Annotated in this window: 16 protein-coding genes; 5 read left to right on the forward strand and 11 right to left on the reverse strand. The window is 60.9% G+C overall.

Annotated features, from left to right (window positions below; all coding sequences use genetic code 11):
• Positions 1–5 precede the first annotated feature (5 nt).
• The 4 genes from ACS0VV_RS05585 to ACS0VV_RS05600 are packed head-to-tail and all read right to left on the reverse strand — an operon-like array spanning position 6 to position 5,019.
• Positions 6–581: a DUF2059 domain-containing protein gene (locus ACS0VV_RS05585; RefSeq protein WP_483531735.1), complete on the reverse strand. Its 576-nt coding sequence runs from the start codon at positions 579–581 to the stop codon at positions 6–8.
• Positions 582–604: 23 nt separating this feature from the next.
• A complete protein-coding gene (gene rpoD / locus ACS0VV_RS05590; protein WP_483531736.1) occupies positions 605–2,626 on the reverse strand; it encodes an RNA polymerase sigma factor RpoD in 2,022 nt (673 codons plus the stop codon).
• 11 nt (positions 2,627–2,637) lie between these two features.
• Positions 2,638–4,530, reverse strand: a complete 1,893-nt coding sequence (gene dnaG, locus ACS0VV_RS05595; RefSeq protein ID WP_483531737.1) for a DNA primase — start codon at positions 4,528–4,530, stop codon at positions 2,638–2,640.
• A gap of 36 nt (positions 4,531–4,566) precedes the next feature.
• The gene (locus tag ACS0VV_RS05600) at positions 4,567–5,019 is read right to left on the reverse strand and encodes a GatB/YqeY domain-containing protein (protein ID WP_483531738.1); all 453 of its coding nucleotides are present in this window, start codon (positions 5,017–5,019) and stop codon (positions 4,567–4,569) included.
• A 151-nt stretch (positions 5,020–5,170) separates the two neighbouring features.
• Between ACS0VV_RS05600 and carA the strand changes: the two genes are divergently transcribed.
• From carA to greA, 4 genes are all read left to right on the forward strand, one after another.
• Positions 5,171–6,352, forward strand: coding sequence for a glutamine-hydrolyzing carbamoyl-phosphate synthase small subunit (gene carA / locus ACS0VV_RS05605; protein WP_483531739.1), 1,182 nt, complete (start codon positions 5,171–5,173; stop codon positions 6,350–6,352).
• 20 nt (positions 6,353–6,372) lie between these two features.
• Entirely contained in the window at positions 6,373–7,122 is a 750-nt protein-coding gene (locus ACS0VV_RS05610) for a hypothetical protein (RefSeq protein ID WP_483531740.1), read from the forward strand.
• Positions 7,122–10,451, forward strand: a complete 3,330-nt coding sequence (carB, locus tag ACS0VV_RS05615) for a carbamoyl-phosphate synthase large subunit (protein WP_483531741.1) — start codon at positions 7,122–7,124, stop codon at positions 10,449–10,451. Before ACS0VV_RS05610 ends, carB begins: the two co-directional genes overlap by 1 nt.
• Before the next feature lie 99 nt (positions 10,452–10,550).
• Positions 10,551–11,018, forward strand: a complete 468-nt coding sequence (gene greA / locus ACS0VV_RS05620; protein ID WP_483531742.1) for a transcription elongation factor GreA — start codon at positions 10,551–10,553, stop codon at positions 11,016–11,018.
• A gap of 69 nt (positions 11,019–11,087) precedes the next feature.
• On the opposite strand, the gene ACS0VV_RS05625 is transcribed toward greA, so the two are convergent.
• The 5 genes from ACS0VV_RS05625 to ACS0VV_RS05645 form a co-directional block, all read right to left on the reverse strand.
• A complete protein-coding gene (locus ACS0VV_RS05625; protein WP_483531743.1) occupies positions 11,088–11,321 on the reverse strand; it encodes a DUF4170 domain-containing protein in 234 nt (77 codons plus the stop codon).
• Positions 11,322–11,411: 90 nt separating this feature from the next.
• On the reverse strand, positions 11,412–11,915 hold the full coding sequence (locus ACS0VV_RS05630) for a hypothetical protein (protein WP_483531744.1): 504 nt from the start codon (positions 11,913–11,915) through the stop codon (positions 11,412–11,414).
• 16 nt (positions 11,916–11,931) lie between these two features.
• A complete protein-coding gene (locus ACS0VV_RS05635) occupies positions 11,932–12,300 on the reverse strand; it encodes a hypothetical protein (RefSeq protein WP_483531745.1) in 369 nt (122 codons plus the stop codon).
• Positions 12,293–12,730: a phage holin family protein gene (locus ACS0VV_RS05640; protein WP_483531746.1), complete on the reverse strand. Its 438-nt coding sequence runs from the start codon at positions 12,728–12,730 to the stop codon at positions 12,293–12,295. The genes ACS0VV_RS05635 and ACS0VV_RS05640 overlap by 8 nt, the downstream gene beginning before the upstream one ends.
• Before the next feature lie 6 nt (positions 12,731–12,736).
• On the reverse strand, positions 12,737–13,258 hold the full coding sequence (locus ACS0VV_RS05645; RefSeq protein WP_483531747.1) for a hypothetical protein: 522 nt from the start codon (positions 13,256–13,258) through the stop codon (positions 12,737–12,739).
• A gap of 156 nt (positions 13,259–13,414) precedes the next feature.
• Here ACS0VV_RS05645 and eno point away from each other — a divergent pair, with 156 nt between their 5' ends.
• Positions 13,415–14,689 (forward strand): phosphopyruvate hydratase, encoded by a 1,275-nt coding sequence (gene eno / locus ACS0VV_RS05650; RefSeq protein ID WP_483531748.1) that lies wholly within the window; start codon positions 13,415–13,417, stop codon positions 14,687–14,689.
• Positions 14,690–14,854: 165 nt separating this feature from the next.
• Here eno and ribH read toward each other — a convergent pair whose 3' ends face one another.
• Together ribH and ribB are read right to left on the reverse strand one after the other, a co-directional pair.
• The gene (ribH, locus tag ACS0VV_RS05655) at positions 14,855–15,274 is read right to left on the reverse strand and encodes a 6,7-dimethyl-8-ribityllumazine synthase (protein WP_483531749.1); all 420 of its coding nucleotides are present in this window, start codon (positions 15,272–15,274) and stop codon (positions 14,855–14,857) included.
• A gap of 2 nt (positions 15,275–15,276) precedes the next feature.
• Positions 15,277–16,530, reverse strand: a complete 1,254-nt coding sequence (gene ribB, locus ACS0VV_RS05660) for a 3,4-dihydroxy-2-butanone-4-phosphate synthase (protein WP_483531750.1) — start codon at positions 16,528–16,530, stop codon at positions 15,277–15,279.
• Positions 16,531–16,585 lie beyond the last annotated feature (55 nt).

The raw sequence follows: 16,585 nt of genomic DNA on the forward strand, positions 1-16,585 counted from the left end.
TCTTCTTACTGACCCTTGGCGCTACCCGGTGACTCCAGCGCCGCAGTGAGATCCCTCATAAACTCCCGCTGCAATTGCGGCATGTAGGACATGTATTCGTCCATATAGGCCTGCGTTGCCGAGGCATAGGCAGGGTGGGCATTGATGTCGGTAACACGGGTCAGAAATCCGCGCCCCGCAGGCGAGGCCACGAAGTCGCGGATGCCCAGCAATTCTTCATAAGTGAAGGTATCCGCATAGGCGATTGCCATGCCTTCCATCATGTCATCGATATGCCGGCCAAGGACTGTGCGCGTAGTATCCAACACCCGCTGGACAAAGCGATCCATGACCGCATCCACTTGCGGGTTCGACGGACCGTTCCCATTGGTTGCGCGCAATTGTTCGATCAACTGGTCGGCAACGCCCACCATCGAATCCATGCGGGTTTCTTCGGGGAAACCCAGCGAGATCACCTCGCGCGCCAGCGAAAGCCGGGCATCGGCAGGCGCCTCGACTATTACTGGCGCCTCTTGTGCGCACGCAGCAAAAGGCATAGCGAGCACGATGGCGCCGGCGGTAAAAACAAGTCGAATTGTCATAGGCTTGCGACCCCGTGCTTGTGTTACTGATCCAGGAAACTCCGCATCTTCCGGCTCCGGCTCGGATGCTTCAGCTTCCGCAGTGCCTTCGCTTCGATCTGGCGGATACGTTCGCGCGTCACGCTGAACTGCTGGCCGACTTCTTCCAGCGTGTGATCGGTGTTCATGCCGATGCCGAAGCGCATACGCAGCACGCGCTCTTCGCGCGGGGTGAGCGAGGCGAGCACGCGGGTGACGGTTTCCTTGAGGTTCGCCTGGATCGCGGCATCCACCGGGATGATGGCGTTCTTGTCCTCGATGAAATCGCCGAGATGCGAATCTTCCTCGTCGCCAATCGGCGTTTCGAGCGAAATCGGCTCCTTGGCGATCTTCATCACCTTGCGCACCTTCTCCAAAGGCATGGAGAGGCGCTCGGCCATTTCTTCGGGAGTCGGCTCGCGACCCTGTTCGTGCAGGAACTGGCGGCTCGTGCGCACCAGCTTGTTGATCGTTTCAATCATATGCACCGGAATACGGATGGTGCGCGCCTGATCGGCAATCGAGCGGGTGATCGCCTGCCGGATCCACCACGTGGCGTAAGTGCTGAACTTGTAGCCGCGGCGATACTCGAACTTGTCGACCGCCTTCATCAGGCCGATATTGCCTTCCTGAATAAGATCAAGGAATTGCAGGCCACGGTTCGTATATTTCTTGGCGATGGAGATCACCAGACGCAGGTTCGCCTCGACCATCTCCTTCTTGGCGATGCGCGCCTCGCGCTCGCCCTTCTGCACCATATTCACGATGCGGCGGAATTCGGTAAGGCTCATGCCCGTCTGGCTGGCGATGTCGGCGATTTCGACGCGAATGCGTTCCACCGCGTCGGCCTCTTTCTCGGCGAAAGCGGCCCATTTCTTATCCTTCTTGGCCTTGTCGGCGAGCCAGTTTTCATCAAGCTCGTTACCGACATAGGAATTGAGGAAGTCGATGCGCTTCACCTTGTGGCGCTCTGCCAGACGCAGCATCTGGCCACCCAGCGCGGTGAGGCGGCGGTTGAAGGCGTAGAGATTGTCGACCAGATATTCGATCTTGGTCGCGTGGAACTGCACGGATTCGACCTCCGCCGTCAGCTCTTCGCGCAGGCTCTCATACTTGTTCTCTTTCGCCTTGGGGAAGGCTTCCCCGGCGGCGAGGGTTTCCACCCTTTCGGCCTGTAGCTTTTCGAACTTCTTGAACAGATCGGTGATGCGCGCAAAGCGTTCGAGCGCCTCGGGCTTCAGCGCGGCTTCCATCTGCGCGAGCGACATGGTGTTGTCCTCGTCATCATCATCGTCGCGCTGCTTGGGCGAGCCTTCGCCGTCCTCGTCGTCGCCGCCTTCCTCTTCCTCGTCCATGTCGTCGTCATCGTCGCGGATGGAGGGACCGGCGGTTTCTTCGGAAATCTCGCCGTCATCATCGTCCTCGCCTTCCTCCATCTTGTCGACCGGAGGCTCCTTGGAAAGCATGGCGTCGAGATCGAGAATCTCGCGCAGCTGCATTTCCTCGTTATTGAGCGCTTCGGACCACATGATGATGGCGTGGAAAGTGATCGGGCTTTCGCACAGGCCGATGATCATCGTGTCGCGGCCGGCCTCGATCCGCTTGGCGATGGCGATTTCGCCTTCGCGGCTGAGCAGTTCCACCGCGCCCATTTCGCGCAGATACATCCGCACGGGATCATCAGTGCGGCCTTCGCTGGCGACAGATTTCTTCTTTTCGGGAACGTTCTGCTTCGGGCCGTCCGACACGTCGGAACCGGCGGGCGCGATTTCCTCGGGGCCGTCATCCTCGTCTTCGGCGTCTTCGGCGCTTTCGACGATCTGCACGCCCATATCGGAAAGCGCGGTCTGGATATCTTCGATCTGGTCGGCGCTCATCTGGTCGCTGGGCAGCGCTTCGTTGAGCTCATCATAGGTGATGTAGCCCTTGCGCTTCGCCTTCGCGATCATCTTCTTGATGTCTGCGCCGTTGATATCGATGAGCGGAGCATCTTCTGCTCCTTTGGATTTCTTAGCCTTGATCGCCATTTTCTAGGTCGTCAGTCCGTTTTATGTTCGTCCCGGCCCTGCTGTGCAGGATCGGAAGAAAGATCGAGATCAGCTGTCAGCGCAGCCCGTTTTCTTGCCATTTGGCCGAGTCGCGCGTCAATTTCCAGCTTTCGTTTGCGCAAGCGTTGCTGCTCGGCAAAGGCGCCTTCGGGATCGGTAGCGAAACGACGCGTGGCATCCGCAATTGCCGCTTCCAATGCGGGCCTTTCGACCAGCATGGCAATGGCTTCGGCCAGTTCCTCCCTCGCGGCGCCCGGATCGTGTCCTTCGCCAAGGAAGGTAAATCGGGTGTTATCCGGCGGCGGCGGCAGGATGTCTGCTGGGGATATGGGCGGAATATCGCCCGCTTCAAGCGTCGCGGCGTTTTCTAGGAGATAATCCACAGCCTTTGCGGTTTTTGCGTCGCTGCGTGCCAGCGCGAGCAGGCTGTCCGCATGGCGGTGGATTTCGCCGGGAAAGCGGGCGAAGCCGTGGAGGATGGCGGGGGTGAGCGTGTCGCGTGAGGCGCTGCTATTTCTACGTCGCAATTGTTCGGTAACGTGCGGCGGAGTGCGCTCTGCCTGCTGCTTGCCGAAGGGCTGGCGGGCAAACCCGCTGCGCTGCGGCGTGAATTCACGCTTGGGGAAAGCGAAATTGCTGTAACGTTCAAGCAGTTCGCGGCGGTAGAGCGATTTGATATCGGGGTCCTGGATGGTCTCGACGTGATCCAGCAGTCGCGCTTTCAGCCCGGCCTTGTCTTCCGGCGAATTCAGCGGCTGCGCCTCGCGCTCATGCTCCCAGATCAGGTCGAGCAGCGACTTGGGCTGGGTGAGCAGCGTCTCCATCGCCGACGCGCCGCGTTCCTTGATCAGATCGTCGGGATCGACACCGGTGGGCAGCTGGACGATTTGCAGGCTGTGGCCGGGGCGGAGCAGGGGCAGGGTGCGTTCGGCGGCGCGCATGGCGGCGCGTTTGCCTGCGGCATCGCCATCGAAACACAGCACCGGCTTGTCTGCCATGCGCCAGAGCAACTCGACCTGGGCTTCGGTGAGCGCGGTGCCCATCGGCGCAACCGCATCCTCGAACCCCGCCTGCGCCAGCGCGATCACGTCCATATAGCCTTCGACTGCGATCACCCGCTCGGTCTTGCGCGATGCGGCACCGGCGCGGTGTAGATTGTAGAGCGTGCGCCCCTTGTCGAAGAGCGGCGTGTCGGGCGAGTTCAGGTATTTCGCCACGCCATCACGGTTCTCCAGAATACGTCCGCCAAACGCAATCACCCGTCCGCGCTGGTCCTGGATCGGCAGCATCAGCCGCCCGCGAAAGCGCGCATAGGGGAGCTTGTCCTCGACTTCGATCAGCAGCCCCGCCTCGACCAGCATTCGCTCGTCGAACTGGCTTAGCGCCTGCTTGATCGCCAGTTTGTCATCGGGCGCATAGCCAAAGCCGAATTGCTCGATCACCCGCCGCGAAAACCCGCGCTTCTCCAGATAGCGCCGCGCGCCAATCCCTTCGTCCGATGCGAGCCGCGCCACGAACCAATCCTGCGCTGCCTGCATGACGTCATGAAGCGACGCGCGCTTCTCCGCCCGCTCGGCCGCGCGCGGATCGGGGGCCGGGACGTCCATCCCGGCCTCTGCCGCAAGCTCCTTCACCGCGTCCATGAATTGCAGCCCGCGCTGCTCGATCATCCAGTCAATCGCGCTGCCATGCGCCTGACAGCCGAAGCAGTGGTAGAAACCCTTCTGGTCGTTGACGTAGAAGCTCGGCGTCGCCTCGTTATGGAACGGACAACACGCCTTCCACTCGCGCCCGGCACGCTGGAGCTTGGTCGTACGATTGATCAGCGCGGAAAGCGTGATCCGCGACTTCAATTCGTCCAGCCATTGGGGGGAAAGCGCCATAACCGCACTATGCGACAGGCGGACGCGCTGAGTCGACTACGAAAGAGATTCTTTCACCCAGCCGCTCGCCTTGGACATATCGAGTACCGTCGCGTGGCGCGCCTTAAGCTCGCCCATCACGCGGCCCATGTCTTTCATGCCTTCCGCGCCGAGTTCAGCCTTGATTGCTTCGATCACCGCCTTCGTCTCGTCCTCGCCCATTTGCTGGGGGAGGAATTCCTCGATCACGGCCAGCTCGGCCTTTTCCTGCTCGGCGAGTTCGGTGCGGCCGCCATCTTCGTACATCTGGATCGATTCGCGGCGCTGCTTCGCCATCTTCTGCAGCACATCGACCACCAGCGCATTGTCATCGTCGACCGGGCCCTTCGTGCGCAGTTCGATATCCTTGTCCTTGATCTTCGCGCCGATCAGGCGGAGCGCGGCTGTGCGCGGTTTGTCGCCGGCCTTCATCGCGGTGACGGTTTCGGACTTGATCGTGTCCCTCAGCATGGGTTTTCCCGTTTCGAATCTGTGGATGGTTGGCCCTTCATGTAGAGGCCTGCGAAATAAAGCCAAGGGCGGTGCTTGACGCGGGGGCGGCGCACGCTTAGCCGCTGGGACTTAGCACACATCGCCGGTCAACTGATTCACGGGAGCCACCATGGCCTTTTCCGCCTCTTCGCACGCGCAACCCAAAGGGGCCACTGGCGTATTGGTTCTTGCTGACGGCACGGTCGTGTGGGGCAAGGGCTTTGGCGCGACCGGCAATGCGGTGGGCGAAGTCTGCTTCAACACCGCCATGACGGGCTATCAGGAAGTGATGACCGATCCCTCCTACGCCGCGCAGATCGTCACCTTCACGTTCCCGCATATTGGCAATGTCGGCACCAATGCCGAGGATGTGGAGAGCGCGGTTGAAAGCGCCGTGGGATGCGTGGTGCGCGAGGAAGTGACGCGGCAATCCAATTTCCGCTCCGAAGTCGAATTCACCGAATGGATGGCGAAACACGGCAAGATCGGCCTGTCGGGCGTGGACACCCGCGCGCTGACCCGCCGCATCCGCCAGTCGGGCGCGCCCAATGCGGTGATCGCACACTCGCCAGAGGGTGAGTTCGACATCGACGCGCTGCTGCAACGCGCGCAGGAATGGCCGGGGCTTGAGGGGATGGATCTGGCGGTTCGCGTGACGCGCGAATGCCAAGAGAATTGGGCGGGCGGTTACTGGCGGCTGGGCCATGGTTACGGGCGAGCGGCGTGGGACGGCAAACCGCACGTGGTCGCCATCGATTACGGCGCAAAGGACAATATCTTCCGCAACCTCGTAAAAGCGGGCGCGAAGGTGACGGTGGTTCCGGCGAAGACCTCGCTTGACGCCATCATGGCACTCAATCCCGATGGCGTGTTCCTGTCGAACGGACCGGGCGATCCGGCGGCGACGGGGGAATATGCGGTGCCGGTAATCAAGGCGCTGCTGGAGGCAGACGTGCCGCTCTTCGGCATCTGCCTCGGCCACCAGATGTTGGCGCTGGCAGCGGGCGCGAAGACGGTGAAGATGCACCAGGGCCACCGCGGCGCGAACCATCCGGTGCAGCGCGTCGGGGAAGGGTGGGGAGAGACCACCGGCCTCGTCGAGATCACCAGCATGAACCACGGCTTCGCGGTCGATGCGGACACTTTGCCCGAGGGCGTGGAGCAGACCCACGTCTCGCTGTTCGACGGCTCCAACTGCGGGATCGCGATTACGGGTAAGAAGGCGTTTGGGGTGCAGTATCACCCGGAAGCGAGCCCCGGCCCGCAGGACAGCTTCTACCTGTTCGAGAAGTTTGTGGGGATGTTGGGGTGAAGAGCCCGATAGAGCAGGTAATGGCCGCAGCAATACTAGAGGCAGCGAAATCGCCAGACGGTTATTCCTATCGCGGAAGTGTTGACGGTCTCTTTGAAGACATCAATGCGCTTTTTCCTGTACTAGACCAATATCGCCGTAGTTTCGAAAACGCGCTCGATTTCCTTATCAGAAAGGGAATTGCGATTCCTCACCGCCACAGTGGGGTGAGAGACTACGTCGTTATCGAGCCGCACGGATCTTTAGACATATATTTTCTCGAACCTGAGGAGACTTCAGGAGACCTCACGAAGGTCTTTGAGAGTTTCTTCGGCCCAAAAAACTGGAAATATCACATCGTCGGGTCTTATCTCGAGCTTGGTGACGAGTGGCTCTACGACTACATTGAGGCCAAGCTTGACGAGGACGAGGCAGAGACTTCCAACGATACTGTGCCCGCATCTGACAGGCTGGTGTCCATTGACCACAACAGACCTGAATACGCCGAGATTGACGAAGCGCTTGCCGTCGCAATTGAAGTTGCAAACAAAACGCGACCGAATGGCGTCACGGGCGACCGTCATGCATCACTTGTTCGCAGCCTCGAAGCGGCGCGCTCTTTATGGAGTGCCTACGAGCTAACTGCAATCCAGATCAAAATCGGCATATTGCTCGCTATTGAGAGAGCCGAAATTGAATTGAAAGCTTCATTCAAATTGGTGAAAGGACCGCTGCTCGTCGAGGCAATAAAGGCGTTCTTCCGCTCTGCAAAAGATGGTGATCTTTTCTAATGCCCAAACGTACAGACATCTCCTCCATCCTCGTTATCGGCGCTGGCCCGATCATTATCGGCCAGGCGTGCGAGTTCGATTATTCGGGCACGCAGGCGATCAAGGCGTTGAAGGAGGACGGGTATCGGGTGATCCTCGTCAATTCCAATCCCGCCACGATCATGACCGACCAGGACATGGCGGACGCCACCTATATCGAGCCGATCACGCCCGATATCGTCGCCAAGATCATCGCCAAGGAGCGGCCCGATGCGCTGCTGCCCACGATGGGTGGGCAGACTGCGCTCAACTGCGCGCTGGCGCTGGATGCCGACGGCACGCTGGAGAAATACGGGGTCGAGATGATCGGCGCGAAGGCCGATGTGATCGACAAGGCCGAAAACCGGATGCGCTTCCGCGATGCGATGGATTCCATCGGCCTCGAAAGCGCCCGCAGCGGCACCGCGCACACGCTGGAAGAAGCGCAGGAAGTGCTCGAACGCACCGGGCTTCCCGCGATCATCCGCCCCAGTTTCACCATGGGCGGCACGGGCGGCGGCATCGCCTACAACCGGCAGGAATTCGAGCGGATCGTGCGCAGCGGGCTCGATGCGAGCCCCACCACCGAAGTGCTGATCGAGGAATCGCTGCTCGGCTGGAAAGAATACGAGATGGAAGTCGTTCGCGACAAGAACGACAATTGCATCATCATCTGCTCCATCGAGAATGTCGATCCGATGGGCGTCCACACGGGCGATTCCATCACCGTCGCGCCGGCGCTGACGCTGACCGACAAGGAATACCAGATCATGCGCACCGCCAGCATCAATGTGCTGCGCGAAATCGGCGTGGAAACAGGCGGTTCGAACGTGCAGTTCGCAGTCAATCCGAAGGATGGCCGCCTGATCGTGATCGAGATGAACCCGCGCGTCTCGCGTTCATCGGCGCTCGCCTCCAAGGCCACCGGCTTCCCCATCGCGCGCGTCGCGGCGAAGCTGGCGGTGGGTTACACGCTGGACGAGATCACCAACGAAATCACCGGCGCGACGCCTGCTTCGTTCGAGCCGACCATCGACTATGTCGTGACCAAAATCCCGCGCTTCGCCTTCGAAAAATTCAAGGGCGCGGAGCCGCTGCTTTCCACCGCGATGAAATCGGTCGGTGAAGTCATGGCGATTGGCCGCAACATCAAGGAATCGATGCAGAAGGCATTGCGCGGTTTGGAAACCGATCTGGACGGCTTCAACCGCGTGCCCGCGCTGGAAGGCGCGAGCCGCGAAGCCATCACCGCTGCGCTTTCGCAGGCGACGCCCGACCGCATTCTCAACATCGCGCAGGCCTTCCGCGAAGGCTTTACCGTCGAGGAAGTCAACGCGATCACGCATTACGATCCGTGGTTCCTGCGGCATATCGAAGAGATCATCGCCGAGGAGAAGCGCATCGGGGCGGAAGGGCTTCCCAACACGGCTGCCGAATTGCGTCGCCTCAAAGCGATGGGCTTTTCCGACAAGCGGCTGGCGACTTTGGCGGTGCGCTCGGTCGGCGTGGCGGGCGGTCTGGGTGAGACGCAGGCGAAGCGCTCTGGCCTGCTCCACGATGCCCTGCGCGCCATGGCGGGGGCCACCAGCGAGGCCGAAGTGCGCGAATTGCGCCAGAAGCTCGGCGTGCTCCCCGTCTTCAAGCGCATCGACAGCTGCGCGGCGGAATTCGAGGCGATCACGCCCTATATGTACTCCACCTACGAAGCCCCCAGCTTCGGCGAACCGGAGAACGAGGCCGACCCGTCCGAGCGCGAGAAGATCGTCATCCTCGGCGGCGGGCCGAACCGGATCGGGCAGGGGATCGAGTTCGACTATTGCTGCGTCCACGCCTGCTTCGCGCTGTCGGACGCGGGCTATGAAACGATCATGGTGAACTGCAATCCGGAGACGGTTTCGACCGATTATGACACCTCCGACCGCCTCTATTTCGAGCCACTAACTGCCGAAGACGTTCTCGAAATCCTGCGGGTCGAGCAATCGAAGGGCACGCTCAAAGGCGTGATCGTGCAATTTGGCGGGCAGACGCCACTCAAACTGGCGGGCGCGCTGGAGGAGGCGGGCATTCCGATCCTCGGCACATCACCCGACGCGATTGACCTTGCCGAAGACCGTGAGCGGTTTGCCAAGCTGGTGAGCCAGTTGCGTTTGAAGCAGCCCGAAAACGGCATCGCCTACAGCCATAACGAGGCGCTCGCGGTGGCGCATCGCATCGGATATCCGGTGCTGCTGCGCCCCAGCTACGTGCTCGGCGGGCGGGCGATGGAGATTGTCGACAGCGACGCGCAGCTCGAAAACTATATCAACACCGCGGTGCAAGTGTCAGGCGATTCGCCGGTGCTGGTCGACCAGTATCTGCGCGATGCCATCGAATGCGATGTCGATGTGCTATGCGACGGGGACGATGTCGTGGTCGCAGGCGTGATGCAGCATATCGAGGAAGCGGGTGTCCACTCGGGCGATTCCGCCTGCACGCTGCCGCCCTACAGCCTTTCCGACGACATTATTGCCGAGCTGGAACGGCAGGGCGAGGCTTTGGCGCGCGCGCTCAAAGTGCGCGGCCTGATGAATGTGCAATTCGCGATCAAGGATGGCGAGGTTTACCTGATCGAGGTGAACCCCCGCGCCAGCCGCACCGTGCCTTTCGTCGCGAAGGCCACCGGCTCGCAGATCGCCAAGATTGCCGCCCGCGTAATGGCGGGGGAGAAGCTGGCCGATCTGCCCAAGGTGAAGCGCGATCTCGACTATATCGCGGTGAAAGAGGCGGTGTTCCCCTTCGCCCGCTTCCCCGGCTCCGATCCCGTGTTAACACCGGAAATGAAGTCTACCGGCGAAGTCATGGGGATCGACAAGGATTTTCCGACCGCCTTCACCAAATCGCAAATCGCCGAGGGCACGCGGCTGCCCGAGAAGGGCTGCCTCTTCGTCTCAGTCAAGGATGGCGACAAGGCGCATATTGTCGAGCCGGTGCGCAAGCTGATCGAATATGGCTTCACCGCCATCGCGACGGGGGGCACCCAGTCCTACCTGCGCGAGCAGGGACTGCCGGTGGAGCGGGTGAACAAGGTTGCCGAGGGCCGTCCGCACATCGTCGACAAGATCATCGATGGCGAGATTGCACTGGTGTTCAACACCACCGAAGGCTGGCAGAGCCATAAGGACAGCCAATCGATCCGCGCCTCGGCCCTGGAAGCGAAGGTTCCGTATTACACCACCGCTGCTGCCTGCCATGCTGTAGCGACCGCGATTGTCTCGGTTTCTGCGGCTGATCTTGCAGTCAAGAGCCTGCAGGACTATTATAGCGGGAAATAGACACCGTTTCTCCCTCCATTCCGACTACCGCCAGCCGCCTATTGAAGGGCGGGGCAGGGTCGTTTTGACGGGTGATCTGACACAAGACAGGAAGTGCCAATGCAGAAAGTGCCGATGCTTGCGGAAGGCTACGAAAAGCTGACTGCCGATTTGAAAGCATTGCGGGCCGAACGCCCCAAGATCGTCGAAGCTATCGAGGAAGCGCGCGCGCATGGCGACCTTTCGGAAAACGCCGAATATCACGCCGCGAAGGAGCGTCAGGGCCAGGTCGAAGCGCAGATCGCCGAGCTGGAGGACAAGACCAGCCGCGCGCAGATCATTGATCCTGCGACGCTTTCGGGCGACCGTGTTGTTTTCGGTGCGACGGTCACGGTGCTGGATGAGGACGACAAGCCCTACAAGTACCAGATCGTCGGCCAGGCAGAGAGCGACGCTAAGGTCGGCCGAATCTCCTACGAAAGCCCGTTGGCGCGCGCGCTGATCGGCAAGAGTGTGGGCGAAGAGGTGGAAGTCACCGTGCCCAATGGCGAGCGGTTTTATCTCATTGACAAGATTGAATTTATTTGATTTTGTGAGGCAGTAGGCAGCAGGAACTGCGCCTTACCACAGCCTACTGCCTACTCGCTCCTGTCAAAATCACCCCAAATCCGGCTCCAGCAAGCGGTGCAGATGCACGATGACATATTTCATCTCCGCATCATCCACCGTGCGCTGCGCCCAGCCGCGCCAGGCGTGTTCGGCTTCGGCAAAGCTGGGATAAAATCCCACCACGTGAATGTCCTTCAAATCCTGGAATTCCACGGTCCGCGGATCTTTCACCCGGCCGCCGATCACCATGTGGAGCAGTTGGCTGTCATGCGTGTCGGACATCGATTTTTCCTCAAAGGCTGAATGCAATTGCGCGCCCTATCGGCAATGCCAGCAGGACGCGCAAGGGTGTTGTTGAGGAAAAATTGAAGCTTAGCGACGGCCCAGCGCGCGGGCGAGAGCCTTGCCGGTTTCACGGCGGGCAATGCGCGCGGCATCGGCGACATCGCCTGCCTTGTGCGCCGCGCTGCGCTTCAGCGAGCGGGCACGATCGCCTGCCACATCGGTCAGATCTTCCGCCCGGCGTGCACCTTCGCGGCCCAGCTCGCTGGCATCGTCCATCAGTTGCGACGCAAAGCCGCTAGCGATTTCCGCGCCGATCGTCGCAAGGCTCGCCGCCTTTGCGCCACCACGGATCGCCGCCTGGCGCGGCCCCTTGAAGGCGCTTGCAATGAGAATGCCCAGTAAGACACCGCCCGCTGCCGAGGCAATCGGGTGCTTTTTGACGAAAGTTGTGAAGGCCTCGCCCGCATCCGCGGCGCTATCGGCGGCGCGGGTGGCAAGGCTCTGCTCGCTCAGCCGCGCCTCGCGCGCTTCGGCAGCGGCGATGCGGGCTTTGATCTCTTCGCGCTTTTCCTGAATTGTGGGAGCGTTCATGGGAGTTCTCCAAATCTCAATTGGTTGAATTATCGCCGCTTTCGTCGCGCTCTTCCAGAGCTTCGCGGTCAGTCGCCCCGTCGGCAAGCCCGCTTGCCTGCCACAGCGAGCCAAGCCAGTCCGACAGCTGCGTGCGGAACGCCACCAGCAGCACCAGACCGACGCCAAGCGCCGCCACGCTGCCCACCCGCGCAGGGTTGTCGCGCACAAAGGCAGAGGCATCGCCCGCAGCGCCTTCCGCGCCTTCACGCAAGCGAATGGCGGCGCGCTTGCCGATGTTTTGCGCACTCACATCGCCGCGCAAATGCGCGATGTCGCGGTCAAGTAGACCCTTCGCCGCATCGCGAAGCGCGCGGTCCTCTTCGAGCTGGCGCAGATCAGCCATCGCTTTCCTCTCCGGCAGGCGGCTGCATAGCGGCGGACATCTCACGGAAAGCGATCATCGCGCGTCGCACCAAAAGCGCAGCGCCTAACAACAGCGTGCCGACCACAATCGCCGTTGCGCCCCACGCCGTGACATGGGGGGTGAGCGCGATTATCAAGCCAACCGTCAGCCCGATCAGTGCGAAGATCACGATCACCAACGCGGCCAGCGCAGAAACAATGCCGTTCTTTAGCCGGTTGGCGACAAATCCCGCGCGGTTCTTCTGATAGCTGAGTTCCGCGTCGAAATAGGTCCGCGCATCCTCGATCAGGGCTTCGACATCGTCGTAGAGCGAGCGCAGCGGTGTCCCGGCGGCATCATCTTGCGCCGGGGCGTCGCTTGTATCACCGCTGTCGGGAGGGACGGGGGAGCCGTCCTCGGCAAGCGACACTGCGGATTAGCGGAACAGGCGGGCCGCCAGGAAGCCGATCAGCGCGGCCAAGCCGACTGCGGCGACCGGGCTTTTGCGGATCGCTTCGCGCGAATCATTGGCCAGCTCGTCGAGGCTCTTTTCCTCCAGCAGGCGGGCATTTTCTTCTAGCGTGCGCGAGGCAGAGCGGGCGTAGTCACCATATTTTGCGCCCAGCTTTTCATCCAGCGCTGGGGCATTTTCGTCGATAACCCGGCTGAGGCTGGAAAGACCTTCGCTCACCTTGTGCTTGCCTTCGACGGCCAGTTCACCGGCGCGGGTCTTGGCTTCGGCAGACCAGTCTTCGCCGCGTGCCTTGGCCTGTTCCTTGGCTTCGGCAGCGCGTGCCTTGGCTTCGTCGGTCAGGGCAGCAGCACCGGCCTTGGCTTCGTCCAGCGCGGCGGAAAAGCGCGAGCGGGCTTCGGATGTGCCTTGCGCCGCAGTTTCGGTTGCGGCTTCGGTCGTTTCGATTTCGACGTTGGCGGACGTCTTGGGCTTTTTGGCAGCCATGATGATATCCCTTTCCATTGCGACGGGCAGCGCCCGTCAATTTCCCACGATTGTATTATGGTTATAACACAGTCGGGCTTCAAGATACCAACGTATGTTGCAGTGCAAGGTTCCGCCCTATAGAGGGCGACAAAACGCACAACAGGAGCCTTCTTCATGACCGCCATCATCGACGTCCACGGCCGCGAGATCCTCGATTCGCGGGGCAACCCGACGGTAGAAGTCGATATCCTTCTGGAAGATGGCAGCATGGGCCGCGCTGCGGTGCCCTCGGGCGCATCGACCGGCGCGCATGAGGCAGTGGAGCTGCGCGATGGCGACACAAGCCGCTATCTCGGCAAGGGCGTGACCAAGGCAGTGGAGGCCGTGAACGGGCCGATTGCCGATCTGCTGCTGGAAATGGACGCCGAAGACCAGCGCGATATCGACATGGCGATGATCGCGGCGGACGGCACCGAGAACAAGAGCCGGTTCGGCGCGAATGCCATTCTCGGCGCGAGCCTTGCGGTGGCAAAGGCTGCTGCGGCAGCGCGCGGCCTGCCGCTCTATTCCTATGTCGGCGGAGTGTCCGCCCATGTGTTGCCGGTGCCGATGATGAACATCGTCAATGGCGGCGAACACGCGGACAATCCCATCGACGTGCAGGAATTCATGGTGATGCCGGTGGGCGCGCCGACTTTGGCCGAAGCAGTGCGCTGGGGCAGCGAGATTTTCCACACGCTGAAGAAGGGCCTTGCTGAAAAGGGCCTGGCAACCTCGGTTGGCGACGAGGGCGGTTTCGCTCCGAACCTTGCGAGCACGCGCGACGCGCTCGATTTCATCATGGCTTCGGTCGAGAAAGCAGGTTTTACGCCGGGCGACGATGTGGTGCTGGCGCTCGACTGCGCCGCAACCGAGTTTTTCCGCGACGGCAAATACGAGATTTCGGGCGAGGGGCTTTCGCTGACACCGCATGAAATGGCCGAGTATCTCGCCAAGCTCTGTGACGAATATCCGATCCGCTCGATCGAAGACGGGATGAGCGAAGACGATTTCGAAGGCTGGAAGGCCATCACCGACATGGTTGGCGACCGGGTGCAGCTGGTGGGGGACGATCTGTTTGTGACCAATCCGAAGCGCCTCGCCATGGGCATCGAAAAAGGCCTCGCCAATTCGCTGCTGGTGAAAGTCAACCAGATTGGGACGCTGAGCGAGACTTTGCGCGCGGTCGATGTCGCGCACCGCGCTGGCTACACCTCGGTGATGAGCCACCGCTCGGGCGAAACCGAGGATGCGACCATCGCCGATCTCGCTGTGGCGACCAATTGCGGACAGATCAAAACCGGCTCGCTCGCCCGTTCCGACCGTCTCGCCAAATACAACCAGCTCATCCGCATCGAGGAAGAGCTGGGATCGAGCGCATTCTACGCCGGAAAGGGCTGCTTCGGCTGAGCCCGCGATGTGATGGCTGTTGGATTGGGAACGCTCGCAATCCAACATTTGGCCGATGAATGTGCACATTAAAATGTGATGCCAGAAACGGTGTCTTGGCGCGCTGCGCCTGGCCCGGATCTCGCCGGTTGAACCAATTGCACGGCCGCTATGCAGGCCCGAGACTCAGCCGAATTCGCTTGCCAGTTCGAGTAGCCGCATCGCCGCTTGCGCCGCTTCGCCGCCCTTGTTCTTCTGCACCGGATCGGCGCGGACAATCGCCTGTTCTTCGTTCTCGACGGTCAGGATGCCGTTGCCGATGGCGATGCCGTCCATCGTCAGCGCCATGATCGCGCGCGCGCTTTCTCCGGCAACGATTTCAAAATGATAAGTCTCACCGCGGATCACCACGCCGATGGCGACAAAGCCGTCATAGCGTTCGCTTTCCGCTGCCAACGCAATTGCACCCGGCACTTCGAGCGCGCCGGGAACGGTGATGACATCCACCGAATGCCCTGCCAGCTCCAGCGCCGCCTTGGCACCGGAGATCAGCATATCATTGAGATGGCTGTAAAAACGTGCCTCTACGATCAGGAAATTCGCCATTATTATTCGCCTTCAGGAATGGGATGGTGGCCGACGATATTGAGGCCATAACCTTCGATAGCAACCACGTTGGGCTGCGAATTGGTGAGCAGGATCATGTCATGCACGCCCAGATCGGCGAGGATTTGCGAGCCGATGCCGACATTGCGGACTTCCTCCTCGGTCGTCCAGTTGCCGCTTTTGCCCACCCGCCCGGTGAGAATGACGATCACCCCCGAACCATGCTCGCCCACCGCCTCCATTGCGCGCTGCAGTGTACGCTTGCGCGGCCCGGGTTCGCCCAGCACATCGTCGAAAACCGAGATCGGGTGGACGCGGGCGAGGGTGGGCTTGTCGGGAACAATATGCCCTTTTTGAAGCACATAGGCTTCATTGTTCGAAACGGTATTGCGATAGGTGATAAGCCGCCACTGCCCGCCATAGTCCGAGGTGAACTGGCGCTCGTCACCGCGCTCCACCAGATGGTCGTGACGCATCCGGTAGGCGATAAGATCGCGGATCGTGCCGATTTTCAGGTCATGCTTGCGGGCAAAACGCATCAGATCATCCATCCGCGCCATGCTGCCGTCTTCATTCATTATCTCGCAAATCACGCCCGAGGGATTGAGGCCTGCCAGCCGCGAGATATCGACCGCTGCCTCGGTATGCCCTGCGCGCACCAGCACGCCGCCATCGCGTGCGGTCAGCGGGAAGACATGGCCAGGCGTGACGATATCCTCTGGCCCCTTCGTGGCGTCGATCGCGACCGAGACAGTGCGCGCGCGGTCTGCGGCGGAAATGCCTGTAGTTACACCGGTTTTTGCCTCGATGGAGATGGTGAAGGCGGTCTGCATTGATTCGCGGTTGTTGCGGCTCATCGGTTCGAGCCCGAGCGCTTCCACCCGCCCCTTGTCGAGCGCGAGGCAGATGAGGCCGCGCCCGTGCATCGCCATGAAGTTGACCGCAGCGGGTGTCGCCATTTGTGCAGGGATGATAAGATCACCCTCGTTCTCGCGGTCTTCATCGTCGACCAGGATATACATCCGGCCATTGCGCGCCTCGTCGATGATCTCCTCGATCCCGACCAGCACAGGCGTATCGTCATTCTCGGTCAGGAACCGCTCCAGCTTGCCGAGTGTCTCGGTGGTGGGGTTCCAGCTCTCCTCGGTGCAATCGCGCAACGTATTGGCGTGCAACCCCGCCGCCCGCGACAGTCCGGCGCGGGTCATTAGGCCTTCGGAGATCAGTTTTTTTACTTTTTCTGCAGTTTCGCTCATAGAAAAGCCAGTATCACATTAAAATGTGATTGCAAGTTGCCTGAATCACATTTTC

The organism is Aurantiacibacter sp. KMU-128, from assembly GCF_056933515.1.

What these genes read in the sequence shown, in the direction of transcription:
- ACS0VV_RS05585 (WP_483531735.1), bottom strand. Translation starts at nt 581, where the DNA reads ATGACAATTCGACTTGTTTTTACCGCCGGCGCCATCGTGCTCGCTATG.
- rpoD (WP_483531736.1), bottom strand. Translation starts at nt 2,626, where the DNA reads ATGGCGATCAAGGCTAAGAAATCCAAAGGAGCAGAAGATGCTCCGCTC.
- dnaG (WP_483531737.1), bottom strand. Translation starts at nt 4,530, where the DNA reads ATGGCGCTTTCCCCCCAATGGCTGGACGAATTGAAGTCGCGGATCACG.
- ACS0VV_RS05600 (WP_483531738.1), bottom strand. Translation starts at nt 5,019, where the DNA reads ATGCTGAGGGACACGATCAAGTCCGAAACCGTCACCGCGATGAAGGCC.
- carA (WP_483531739.1), top strand. Translation starts at nt 5,171, where the DNA reads ATGGCCTTTTCCGCCTCTTCGCACGCGCAACCCAAAGGGGCCACTGGC.
- ACS0VV_RS05610 (WP_483531740.1), top strand. Translation starts at nt 6,373, where the DNA reads ATGGCCGCAGCAATACTAGAGGCAGCGAAATCGCCAGACGGTTATTCC.
- carB (WP_483531741.1), top strand. Translation starts at nt 7,122, where the DNA reads ATGCCCAAACGTACAGACATCTCCTCCATCCTCGTTATCGGCGCTGGC.
- greA (WP_483531742.1), top strand. Translation starts at nt 10,551, where the DNA reads ATGCAGAAAGTGCCGATGCTTGCGGAAGGCTACGAAAAGCTGACTGCC.
- ACS0VV_RS05625 (WP_483531743.1), bottom strand. Translation starts at nt 11,321, where the DNA reads ATGTCCGACACGCATGACAGCCAACTGCTCCACATGGTGATCGGCGGC.
- ACS0VV_RS05630 (WP_483531744.1), bottom strand. Translation starts at nt 11,915, where the DNA reads ATGAACGCTCCCACAATTCAGGAAAAGCGCGAAGAGATCAAAGCCCGC.
- ACS0VV_RS05635 (WP_483531745.1), bottom strand. Translation starts at nt 12,300, where the DNA reads ATGGCTGATCTGCGCCAGCTCGAAGAGGACCGCGCGCTTCGCGATGCG.
- ACS0VV_RS05645 (WP_483531747.1), bottom strand. Translation starts at nt 13,258, where the DNA reads ATGGCTGCCAAAAAGCCCAAGACGTCCGCCAACGTCGAAATCGAAACG.
- eno (WP_483531748.1), top strand. Translation starts at nt 13,415, where the DNA reads ATGACCGCCATCATCGACGTCCACGGCCGCGAGATCCTCGATTCGCGG.
- ribH (WP_483531749.1), bottom strand. Translation starts at nt 15,274, where the DNA reads ATGGCGAATTTCCTGATCGTAGAGGCACGTTTTTACAGCCATCTCAAT.
- ribB (WP_483531750.1), bottom strand. Translation starts at nt 16,530, where the DNA reads ATGAGCGAAACTGCAGAAAAAGTAAAAAAACTGATCTCCGAAGGCCTA.